Annotated in this window: 9 protein-coding genes; 3 read left to right on the top strand and 6 right to left on the bottom strand. The window is 68.7% G+C overall.

What is annotated here, in order from left to right; translation table 11 throughout:
- Positions 1 to 11: 11 nt before the first annotated feature.
- On the bottom strand, positions 12 to 1,172 hold the full coding sequence (locus tag ACIRON_RS01410; protein ID WP_402987975.1) for an NAD(P)/FAD-dependent oxidoreductase: 1,161 nt from the start codon (positions 1,170 to 1,172) through the stop codon (positions 12 to 14).
- A 28-nt stretch (positions 1,173 to 1,200) separates the two neighbouring features.
- Positions 1,201 to 2,238, bottom strand: a complete 1,038-nt coding sequence (locus ACIRON_RS01415) for a LacI family DNA-binding transcriptional regulator (RefSeq protein ID WP_402987977.1) — start codon at positions 2,236 to 2,238, stop codon at positions 1,201 to 1,203.
- 268 nt (positions 2,239 to 2,506) lie between these two features.
- Between ACIRON_RS01415 and radA the strand changes: the two genes are divergently transcribed.
- Both radA and disA read left to right on the top strand, forming a co-directional pair.
- The gene (gene radA / locus ACIRON_RS01420) at positions 2,507 to 3,892 is read left to right on the top strand and encodes a DNA repair protein RadA (protein ID WP_091045006.1); all 1,386 of its coding nucleotides are present in this window, start codon (positions 2,507 to 2,509) and stop codon (positions 3,890 to 3,892) included.
- An 88-nt stretch (positions 3,893 to 3,980) separates the two neighbouring features.
- Positions 3,981 to 5,063: a DNA integrity scanning diadenylate cyclase DisA gene (disA, locus tag ACIRON_RS01425; protein WP_402987980.1), complete on the top strand. Its 1,083-nt coding sequence runs from the start codon at positions 3,981 to 3,983 to the stop codon at positions 5,061 to 5,063.
- 203 nt (positions 5,064 to 5,266) lie between these two features.
- Here the strand turns inward: disA and ACIRON_RS01430 are convergent, their stop codons facing one another.
- Positions 5,267 to 5,992 carry a hypothetical protein gene (locus tag ACIRON_RS01430; RefSeq protein WP_402987983.1) on the bottom strand — a complete coding sequence of 242 codons (726 nt, stop codon included), beginning with the start codon at positions 5,990 to 5,992 and terminating at the stop codon, positions 5,267 to 5,269.
- A 74-nt stretch (positions 5,993 to 6,066) separates the two neighbouring features.
- Here ACIRON_RS01430 and ACIRON_RS01435 point away from each other — a divergent pair, with 74 nt between their 5' ends.
- A complete protein-coding gene (locus ACIRON_RS01435) occupies positions 6,067 to 6,939 on the top strand; it encodes an A/G-specific adenine glycosylase (protein ID WP_402988810.1) in 873 nt (290 codons plus the stop codon).
- A gap of 143 nt (positions 6,940 to 7,082) precedes the next feature.
- On the opposite strand, the gene ACIRON_RS01440 is transcribed toward ACIRON_RS01435, so the two are convergent.
- The 3 genes from ACIRON_RS01440 to ACIRON_RS01450 all read right to left on the bottom strand — a co-directional run bounded on the left by ACIRON_RS01440 (position 7,083) and on the right by ACIRON_RS01450 (position 11,111).
- Positions 7,083 to 9,668: an ATP-dependent Clp protease ATP-binding subunit gene (locus ACIRON_RS01440; protein WP_402987985.1), complete on the bottom strand. Its 2,586-nt coding sequence runs from the start codon at positions 9,666 to 9,668 to the stop codon at positions 7,083 to 7,085.
- Positions 9,669 to 9,884: 216 nt separating this feature from the next.
- A complete protein-coding gene (locus ACIRON_RS01445) occupies positions 9,885 to 10,208 on the bottom strand; it encodes an Lsr2 family protein (RefSeq protein ID WP_402987988.1) in 324 nt (107 codons plus the stop codon).
- 120 nt (positions 10,209 to 10,328) lie between these two features.
- Positions 10,329 to 11,111, bottom strand: coding sequence for a type III pantothenate kinase (locus ACIRON_RS01450; RefSeq protein ID WP_402987991.1), 783 nt, complete (start codon positions 11,109 to 11,111; stop codon positions 10,329 to 10,331).
- Positions 11,112 to 11,122: the final 11 nt, after the last annotated feature.

The following is an 11,122-nucleotide window of genomic DNA, read 5'->3' on the forward strand; positions in this document are numbered from 1 at the left end:
GACCTAGCGGTTCAGGACATATCGGTGAGCTGGTCGGGATCGGCATCGGTCCCGACCAGCTCGCGGAGCCTGTCGTTGACGTCCCAGATCCCGACGTTCATCCCGGCGGTGACGGTCGCACCGCGCCGCCAGTAGGCGATGAACTCGTCACCCTCGGTGTTACCGCGGAGCAGCACCTCGTCCTCGGGCGCGGAACGGCCGACGTACTCCATCGAGAACTCGAACTGGTCGGTGAAGAAGTAGGGCTGCCAGTCGTAGGCGCCGTCCTGGCCCAGCATCGACCGGGCCGCCAGCCGGCCCTGCTTGATCGCGTTGTCCCAGTGCTCGACCCGCAGCGGGCCGAGCACTGTGTGCTTCGCGAGCGCGACGTCGCCCGCCGCGAAGACCCGAGGGTCAGACGTACGCAGCCGCTCGTCGACCACGATGCCGTCGCCGACCTCGAGGCCGGCGTCAGCGGCCAACTCCGTGGCCGGTGCCGCACCGACGGCGACCAGGACGATGTCGGCGGGGATCTCGCCTTCGCTGGTGCGTACGGCTCCCGGCTCGATCGACTCGACGGTCGTCCCGGTGTGGATCTCGACGCCGTGGCGGACGTGGAGGTCGGCGACGTGCTCGGCGAGGACCGGGCCGAGGACGTTGAGGAGCGGCTGCGCGGCCGCCTCGAGCACGACCGCCTTCCCGCCTAGCGCGGTCACCGACGCGGCGACCTCGAGCCCGATCCAGCCGCCACCGACAGCGACGACCCTGGTGCCGGGATCGATCGCGTCCTTGAGGCGGCGGGCGTCCTCGACGGTGCGGAGGGTCGTCGCATTCTCGATGCCGGGGATCGGCGGCGTCTTCGGCTCGGCGCCGGTCGCCAGGAGCAGCGTGCCGAAGGACAGCTCATCGCCGTTGTCGAGCGTGACGGTCCCAGCGTCCAGGTTCAGGGCGGTCGCGGTGGTGCCGGTGAGGACGGTGACGTCCTTCTCGGCGAACCACGCCTCGTCGTGGGAGAGCTTGAACTCCTTGGCGCCGGAGAGGAAGTCCTTGGAGAGCTGTGGTCGTTCGTAGGGCAGCTCCGGCTCCTTCCCCACCAGGGTCAGGCGGCCGGCGTACCCCTCGTCGCGGAGGGTTTCGATGGCGCTGACCGCTGCGAGACCAGCACCGATGACGACGATGTTCTCAGTTCCCATGACGCCATCGTCGCGCGGATCGGCGCTTCTATGAAGACCCTCGCACCGTCAGGACGGGTTTCAGCATCACCCCGGGCGCGGCGTAGGACGGGGTGGCGAGCAGCTCCTCGAGCGCCTTGACCAGCTCGCGCGCGGCCTCCTCCAGTGGAGGACGTACGGACGTGATGCCCGGCGGCACCGTCTGAGCGACCTGGGAGTCGTCGAAGCCGACGACCGCGATGTCCTCGCCGAGCCGCAGCCGCCGCTCGAAGAGCGCGTGGAGCACGCCCATCGCGAGCGTGTCGGAGGCGCAGACGAGCGCGGTGGGCTCGGTCTCGTCGAGGATCGCGTCGGCGGCGGCCTTGCCGGAGCCGATCGAGTCCTCGGTGCGCGAGGCCAGGCCGGTGGTCGAGAGGCCGTGGGTGTGCATCGCGTGGATCCAGCCGCTTCTTCTCTCCTCACCGAGGAGCGAGTCCTTGTGCCAGCCGATCCAGGCGATCTTCGAGTGACCGCGCTCGATCAGGTGCTCGGTGGCGATCTCGGCGCCGTAGGCGAGGTCGACGTCGACCCAGGGATGCTTGGCGTCGGGCTGGGTCCACGGACGCCCGAAGGAGACGAACCGGGCACGCCGCGACTGCAGCCAGGTCGTCTGCTGGCCGCCGAGGTGGGTGTCGGTCACGACGAACGCGTCGACCGCGGTCGACCGGAGCAGCTCGTCGTAGCCGTCGAGCGGGTCGGCGGGGTCACCGTAGAAGAGGAGTACGTGGTAGCCGGTCTCGGCCGCGGCCTCGACGAAGGTGTGCACGAACCGGTCCATCATCGCGTTGGCCGTGCCCTCCTGGAGGGCGGGCATCCGCAGGCCGATCAGGTGGCTCGCTCTGGTCCGGAGGCTCCGGGCGGCGCGGTTGGGCTGGTAGCCCAGCTTGTCGATCGCGTCCTGCACCCTGGCCAAGGTGTCGGCGCGCAGCAGATCGGGGTTGTTGACCGCGTTGGAGACCGTCTGGCGGGACACGCCGGCCAGCTCAGCGACGTCCGCCAGCGTCGGCGGAGCGGCCGAAATATGACCGCCGGAACGCGGCACCGCCACGCTCTGCCTCCCTTGATGCCGACGTGGAACTCTGGATCGTTCCAAGCCATGGTAACGACTGCCGGTCGCTTGGGATGCTTTCGCCCCTATATCGGTCTCGACCCGCTCGGTGGGGACGATCCTCGAAACCTACCCGGGTCTCGACCCGCTTCGCGGGTTCGCTTCGCTCACCCGGCTGCGCTCGCTCGACCTTCTCCCGTTGCGCCCCCGCTCGTACCTCGCGGGGACGCAGGCTCGAATGTCGGTGCCGTGCTCTAGGTTGCTGGCCATGGCTACCGCTCGTTCGTCCAAACGCGCCACCTACCGCTGCTCCGAGTGCGGATGGGAGACCGGGAAGTGGGTCGGTCGCTGTGGCGAGTGCCAAGCGTGGGGTTCGGTCGCCGAGGCGGCCACCCCGATCGGACGTACGCAGGCGGCCCCCGTCTCGACCGCGGCGGTGCCGATCGGGACCGTGTCGGTGACCGAGTCGGAGCGGCGTACGTCGGGAGTGCCGGAGCTCGACCGGGTCCTCGGCGGCGGGCTGGTGCCGGGAGCGGCGATCCTGCTTGCCGGCGAGCCGGGCGTCGGGAAGTCGACGCTGCTGCTGGAGGTGGCGGCGCAGACCGCGCGCTACGGGCGCCGGGCGCTGTACGTGACCGGCGAGGAGTCCGCCTCGCAGGTGCGCCTCCGGGCCGATCGGACCAACGCGATCCAGGACGAGCTCTACCTCGCCGCCGAGACGGATCTCGGTGCCGTGCTCACCCACATCGAGGAGACCCGGCCCGACCTGATCGTGGTCGACTCCGTGCAGACCATCGGCGCGTCCGGTGTCGAAGGCGTTCCCGGTGGGGTGACCCAGGTGCGCGAGGTGGCGGCGGCGTTGATCCGGGTGGCCAAGACCCGCAACATCACGACCGTCGTGGTCGGCCACGTGACCAAGGACGGGGCGATCGCCGGGCCGCGGGTGCTGGAGCACCTGGTCGACGTGGTCCTCCACTTCGAGGGCGCGCGCGACTCACGGTTCCGGATGGTGCGGGCGATGAAGAACCGCTTCGGCCCGGTCGACGAGGTGGGCTGCTTCGACCTGTCCTCCGACGGCATCGTGGCGGTCACCGACCCCTCGGGACTCTTCGTGGAGACCCATCACGTCTCGGTCCCCGGCACGTGCGTCACCGTGACGATGGAGGGTCGCCGGCCGCTGCTCGCCGAGATCCAGGCGCTGACCGTGCTGGGCGCGGAGGAGCGGGCGAAGCGCACGACCTCGGGGTTGGACGGCTCCCGGCTCGCGATGATCCTCGCCGTGCTGCAACGCCACGCGAAGGTCGGCCTCTCCGGTCGCGACGTGTTCGCCTCGACCGTCGGCGGGGCCCGGATCAGCGACCCGGCCGCCGACCTGGCGATGGCGCTCGCGGTCGCCTCGAGCCACACCGGCACACCGACGCCACGCGGGGTGGTCGCGCTCGGCGAGATCGGTCTCGCCGGCGAGCTGCGTCGGGTGCGAGATCTCGACCAGCGACTCTCCGAGGCGGCGCGGCTCGGGTTCACCGTCGCCGTCGTCCCTGCCGACCCAGGGGCACCGGTGCCCAACCGCCCCAATGAGCGCGAAGTCGACGGGATGCGTGTCTTTGAGGTGCACAGCATCAGTGCTGCGCTGGAATTCCTGCGCTTGGTGTGATCGGCTTGGTGACTCGTGGCCGAACGTTCTCGGCGTTACGGTTGGATCCACGGCTAGAATCGCCCCATCCCACTCCGAAAGGTATCCCGTGCCCGCCGACCGCACCGCGGACTCCATCCGACTGCGCGAGACGCTTGCTCTGATCGCGCCCGGAACACCGCTGCGTGACGGGCTCGAGCGGATTCTCCGCGGCCGCACCGGCGCACTGATCGTGCTCGGCTACGACAAGATGGTCGATGAGATAGCGACCGGTGGCTTCACTCTCGAGGTGCCGTTCACCTCCACCGGCCTGCGTGAGCTCGCCAAGATGGACGGGGCGATCATCGTCGACGACTCGCTGAGCCGCATCGTGCAGGCTGCCGTCCACCTGATGCCCGACCACACCATCCCCTCGACCGAGACCGGCACCCGGCACCGCACCGCCGACCGGGTCGCGAAGCAGACCGGTCACCCGGTGATCTCGGTGTCCCAGTCGATGCAGATCATCGCTGCGTACGTCGGGGAGACCCGCCACGTCCTGGAGGACTCCGGCCAGATCCTCTCCCGCGCCAACCAGGCTCTGGCGACCCTGGAGCGCTACAAGCTTCGCCTCGACGAGGTGGCCTCCACCCTGTCGGCGCTCGAGATCGAGGACCTGGTGACCGTGCGCGACGTGGCCGTCGTCGCCCAGCGCCTGGAGATGGTCACCCGCATCGCCCGCGAGATCGAGGACTACGTGCTCGAGCTCGGCACCGACGGCCGGCTGCTGTCCCTCCAGCTGGAGGAGCTCATCACCGGCGTCGACGCTGAGCGCGAGATGGTCATCCGCGACTACCTCCCCCGCGGCCGGCGCGCCCGTTCGCCCGAGGAACTGCTCGCCGAGCTCGAGGCGCTCAACTCCGCCGAGCTCGTCGACCCCGCCGCCACCGCCCGGGTCCTGGGCCTGACCACCTCGGACGCGTTGGACGGCGCCGTAGCCCCGCGCGGCTACCGCCTCCTCGCCAAGGTCCCCCGCCTCCCACCCGCCGTCGTCGACCGCCTCGTCGACCACTTCGGCACCCTGCAGAAGCTCCTCTCCGCCAGCGTCGACGACCTCCAGGCCGTCGAAGGCGTCGGTGAGCTCCGCGCCCGCTCCGTACGCGAAGGCCTCTCCCGCCTCGCCGAGTCCACCATCCTCGAGCGCTACGTCTGACCCTGCCGAGGCGTCAGCCAGGTCGGCCGAGTCGGCAGTTACGTCGGCCGAGTCGGCAGTTACGTCGGCCGAGTCGGCAGTTGCGTCGGTCGAAGCGTCAGTTACGTCGACCGAGTCGGCAGCCTGTGGCGTCTCGGCCGACGCGAGTGACGCCTCGGCCGACGGGGGTGACGTCTCGGCCGACGGGGGTGACGCCTCGGCGTCTAGTTGGCCGGGGAGTCGGGTTCCGTACGCGACAGGGCGGTGCCCGGCTTGTAGAGGCCGAAGGTGGCCGATGACGGTTCGCCACCGAGGGCGGCGGCGACGATCACGAAGAAGTTCGGCTTCACCCACGGGCCGTGACCGGTGCACTCGCCCGCGACGACACGTCGGCCGCTCCAGGTCAGGGGCAGCGTGGTGACGACGTCGCGGCGTACGACGATCTCCCTGGTCGGCACAGCCTTGGGGCAGTCGACCGTCGACCAGACCAGGTCGCCGCCCTTCTGCGAGATCCGCACCTGGAGCGCGTCAGCGGACAGCTTCCAGGTGCACGCAGACGCCTTCACGGTGCGCAGCTGCAGCGGGATGGTGACGTTGTCGTAGGAGTAGGCGTCGGTGACGGCCGGCTCGACGATGATGTCGGAGGGTGCGCACTCGCCGGTCGGCTCCGGCGGCGCGCTGCTCTTCGGCTTCTTGGGCTTGTCGGGCTTGTCGCCGCCCGCGTTGCCTGCTTCCTTCGACGGCTTCGCACTGGGCGTCGGCGTGACCGTCACGGTCGCCGTGGGTTCGTCGGCCACAGGTGTTGCGGTGTCGTCCGCACCATCGGAACCGCTGAAGAAGAACCGCGAGATCCCGACGATCAGGAGCAGGACGATGCTGAGCACCGCCAGCCGCCGGCGCCAGTAGACCGAGGCCGGCAGCCGTCCTCCAGTCCTTCGCGAGCGGGCCATAGGCGACACCGTAATGATCAGGTGCGCAGGTTTCGGGGTGCCACTCCGTGGCAATACCTGTCGCACGGCACAATCTGGGTGTGACAGTTCTCCACGACGCCGTCCTGGACTGGTACGACGCCAACGCCCGCGACCTCCCCTGGCGCTCCGCGACCGCGACACCGTGGTCGGTGATGGTCAGCGAGTTCATGCTCCAGCAGACCCCGGTCTCCCGCGTGCTCCCGGTCCACGAGGCCTGGATGGAACGCTGGCCGACCCCGGCAGACCTGGCCGCCGAGCCGACCGGCGAGGCCGTACGCGCCTGGGGCCGCCTCGGCTACCCGCGTCGGGCGCTCCGGCTGCACGCGGCCGCCACCGCGATCGTCGAGCACCACGGCGGCGAGGTGCCGGCGATGTATGACGAGCTGATCGCGCTCCCGGGCGTCGGCGACTACACCGCGGCGGCGATCGCCACCTTCGCCTATGGCAAGCGCCACGTGGTCCTCGACACGAACGTACGCCGCGTCTTCGCCCGGACGCTGGGCGGCGTCGAGTTCCCCGCACAGTCGGTCAACAAGGCCGAGCGCGAGCTCGCCGCCGGCGTACTCCCGCAGGACGAGCCGACCGCCGCGACGTGGTCGGTCGCGGTCATGGAGCTCGGCGCCCTCGTCTGCACCGCGGCCAACCCGTCCTGCGCCCGATGCCCGGTCGCCGACCAGTGCGCCTGGCGCGCCGCCGGCCACCCGGCGTACGACGGCCCTCCTCGTAAGGTCCAGACCTGGGCCGGCACCGACCGCCAGTGCCGCGGCCGCCTCATGGCCGTTCTCCGCGACGCCGACTCCCCCGTCCACCGCAGCCGTCTCGACGTCGTCTGGTCCGACGAAACCCAGCGGCAACGTGCCCTGGAAGGCCTCCTGAAAGACAACCTGGCCACCGAGGTGGAACCAGACTTCTTCGCCCTCCCCTAACCACCCGCCGAAACCGCAGAAATGGCGGACGAAACTCTACTTTCGTCCTCCACAACTAACGACTCGGCCGCCAATTCGACCTTCTCGGAAAAGGCAGCGCCCCGGCCGCTACGGCCGGGGCGCTGCTTTGTTGCTTTGTCGGACTACTCGGAATCCGGCTTCGACTTCTCGATGTTCGTCGGCTCGTCCTGGTCGGGGAGCTCGATATCGGAGACGGTCGCACCTTCCAGCGGAGGTACGTCCGGGATGGAGGAGCGCTTCTGGCCGGTGAAGGTGAACTGCGCGGCAGGACCCTCGCCTTCGACGTCGACCAGCACGATCTCGCCGGGGCCGATGTCGCCGTAGAGCATCTTCTCGGCGAGTACGTCCTCGAGCTCGCGCTGGACCGTGCGGCGCAGCGGACGAGCACCCAGGACCGGGTCGAAGCCGCGCTGGGCGAGCACCTTCTTCGCGGCCGTGGTGAGCTCGATGCCCATGTCGCGGTCCTTGAGACGGACCTCGACGGCCGCGATCATGTTGTCGACCATCGCGATGATCTGGTCCTGCGACAGCGGCGGGAACACGATGACCTCGTCGACACGGTTGAGGAACTCAGGCCGGAAGTGCTGCTTGAGCTCGTCGGAGACCTTGGCCTTCATCCGGTCGTAGGAGCCCGCGGCGTCGCTGGCCTGGGAGAAGCCCAGGTTGACCGACTTCGCGATGTCCCTCGTGCCGAGGTTGGTGGTCATGATGATGACGGTGTTCTTGAAGTCGACCACGCGGCCCTGGGAGTCGGTCAGGCGACCTTCCTCCAGGATCTGCAGCAGCGAGTTGAAGATGTCCGGGTGGGCCTTCTCGACCTCGTCGAAGAGGACCACGGAGAACGGCTTGCGGCGCACCTTCTCGGTGAGCTGGCCACCCTCCTCGTAGCCGACGTAGCCCGGAGGCGAACCGAAGAGCCGCGAGACGGTGTGCTTCTCGCCGAACTCCGACATGTCGAGCTGGATCAGCGCGTCCTCGTCGCCGAAGAGGAACTCGGCGAGCGTCTTGGACAGCCAGGTCTTACCGACACCGGACGGACCGGCGAAGATGAACGAACCGCCGGGGCGCTTCGGGTCCTTCAGACCGGCACGGGTGCGTCGGATGGCACGGGACAGGGCCTTGACCGCCTCGTCCTGGCCGATGACGCGCTTGTGGAGCTCGTCCTCCATGCGCAGCAGTCGCGCGGACTCCTCCTCGTTGACCTGCACGATCGGGATGCCGGTCGCGACGGCGAGGACCTCGGCGATGAGCTCCTCATCCACCTCGGCGACCTCGTCCATGTCGCCGGCACGCCAGGCCTTCTCACGCTCGGCCTTCTTGGCGATGAGCTGCTTCTCCTCATCGCGCAGACGGGCCGCCGCCTCGAAGTCCTGGCCGTCGATCGCGGCCTCCTTGCGCTGGCGCACGTCGGCGATCTTGTCGTCGTACTCCCGCAGGTCGGCGGGGGCCGTCATCCGGCGGATGCGCAGGCGCGAGCCGGCCTCGTCGATCAGGTCGATCGCCTTGTCCGGCAGGAACCGGTCGGAGATGTAGCGGTCGGCCATGGTGACCGCGGCGACCAGGGCCTCGTCGGTGATCGTGACCCGGTGGTGGGCCTCGTAACGGTCGCGGATGCCCTTGAGCATCTCGATCGCGACCGCGATCGTCGGCTCCGGAACCTGGATCGGCTGGAAACGACGCTCGAGAGCGGCGTCCTTCTCGAGGTACTTCCGGTATTCGTCCAGCGTCGTCGCACCGATGGTCTGCAGCTCACCGCGAGCCAGCATCGGCTTCAGGATGCTCGCCGCGTCGATCGCGCCCTCGGCTGCACCGGCACCGACGAGCGTGTGGATCTCGTCGATGAACAGCACGATGTCGCCGCGGGTCTTGATCTCCTTGAGCACCTTCTTCAGGCGCTCCTCGAAGTCACCGCGGTAACGCGAACCCGCCACCAGCGCGCCCAGGTCGAGCGTGTAGATCTGCTTGTCCTTCAGCGTCTCGGGAACGTTGCCCTTGACGATGTCCTGGGCCAGCCCCTCGACGATCGACGTCTTGCCGACGCCGGGCTCGCCGATGAGGACCGGGTTGTTCTTCGTACGCCGCGAGAGCACCTGCATCACGCGCTCGATCTGGCCTTCGCGACCGATGATCGGGTCGAGCTTGCCCTCGCGGGCGTCCTGGGTCAGGTTGCGGCCGAACTGGTCGAGCACGAGGCTGGAGGACGGCGCCTCGGTCGAGGTCGTGCCGGTCGACGCGGTGGCGCCGGAGGTGCCGGCCTGGCCCTCCTTGCCCTGGAATCCCGAGAGCAGCTGGATGACCTGCTGGCGGACCCGGTTGAGGTCGGCGCCGAGCTTCTGCAGCACCTGGGCGGCGACGCCCTCGCCCTCGCGGATGAGGCCGAGCAGGATGTGCTCGGTGCCGATGTAGGAGTGGCCGAGCTGCAGCGCCTCGCGCAGGGACAGCTCGAGCACCTTCTTGGCGCGCGGCGTGAACGGGATGTGCCCGGACGGTGCCTGCTGGCCCTGGCCGATGATCTCCTCGACCTGGTTGCGCACCGCCTCGAGCGAGATGTCGAGGGACTCGAGGGCCTTGGCAGCGACGCCTTCGCCCTCGTGGATCAGGCCGAGCAGGATGTGCTCGGTCCCGATGTAGTTGTGGGAGAGCATGCGGGCCTCTTCCTGGGCCAGCACGACCACCCGGCGGGCTCGGTCAGTGAACCGCTCGAACATGTACGCATCTCTCCTAAGAATTCTGGGGCGTCACCAAGATTCAACCCCGCAGACAGCCTACGCGTTCCCGACAACACAACGCGATCCGTGCGCTGAGAGCGAACACGCGTTCCGAAGGCCGGACAGACGCCTCTGCAGAGCCGACCTCACACAAAGGCGGCTGCCGCGCCCCGGAGGGCGCGGCAGCCGGACGTTCGGTGCGGTCAGACCAGTTTGTCAGTGGGCCGCTTCGAAAGCCGCACGGACGTCGGCCGGAATGCGACCACGGTCGGGAACGGTGTAACCGTTGGCCTTCCCCCACTCGCGCATCACCTTCGGGGTCGAGCCACCGGCGGCGGGCGCCTTCTTGGCACTGCCGCGACGGCCGCTCACCTTCTGGGCGTGACCGACGAAGAGCGCGAGAGAATCACGAAGCTTTGCCGCATTGGCATCGCTGAGATCAATCTCGTAGGACGTGCCGTCCAGGGCAAAAGACACCGTCTCCGCAGCTTCCGAGCCATCGATGTCATCCTCGAGGAGGATCTGAACCTTCTTAGCCATGTTCCTACCTTCACTGCTCTTCACCCGGAAACGGGTCGAATATCGCCATCGCCGTAAAGCGAGATGCCCATAGCATTACATACGATCCGGATGAATCAACAGGTCGCCATACTGAAATGACTAACGAATGGCATTTCGCTGGAATATGAGTTCCAGTCCTTGCATCGTCAGCCACGGAGAATGCAACGAGAAACATTTACTCTCGTCGAGAACGAACTCCGCCAGATAGCCGGTCGCAATCACCGTCACTTCGTCGGTGGAGACACCCAGCTCGGCGATGATCCGAGCGACCAGACCCTCGACCTGCGCGGCGACTCCGTAGACCATTCCGGACTGCAGCGCCTCGACCGTGTTCTTGGCGATCACCGACCGCGGGCGAGCGAGCTCGACCTTGCGCAGCTGCGCACCACGCCGCCCCAGAGCCTCCAGCGACAGCTCGATCCCGGGCAGGATCGCGCCACCGACGTACTGTCCGGCGGCGTTGACCACGTCGAAGGTCGTCGCCGTGCCACGGAAGTCGACCACGATCGCCGGACCACCGTGGAGCGCCACGGCCGCGACGGCGTTGGCGATCCGGTCGGTGCCGACCTCGCGCGGGTTGTCCATGAGGATCGGGATGCCGGAGCGTACGCCCGGCTCGACCACGACGCTCTCGACCGAGTCGAGATGGCGGGCGAGCATCTCGCGCCACTCGTGCAGGACCGAGGGCACCGTCGCACACACCACGACACCGGAGACGCCCGCCACCAACGAATCACCCATGGTCCCCCGCAGCAGTGCCCACCATTCGTCGGCGGTGCGGTGCTCGAGCGTGGAGACCTTCCACTCCGCGGACACCACGCCATCGGCGATCAGCCCGAGACCCGTGTGGCTGTTGCCGATGTTGACGGCGAGCAGGGACATGGTGGGCCGCC

It is taken from the genome of Nocardioides sp. NPDC101246, from assembly GCF_044767415.1.
Classification (GTDB): Bacteria; Actinomycetota; Actinomycetes; order Propionibacteriales; family Nocardioidaceae; genus Nocardioides.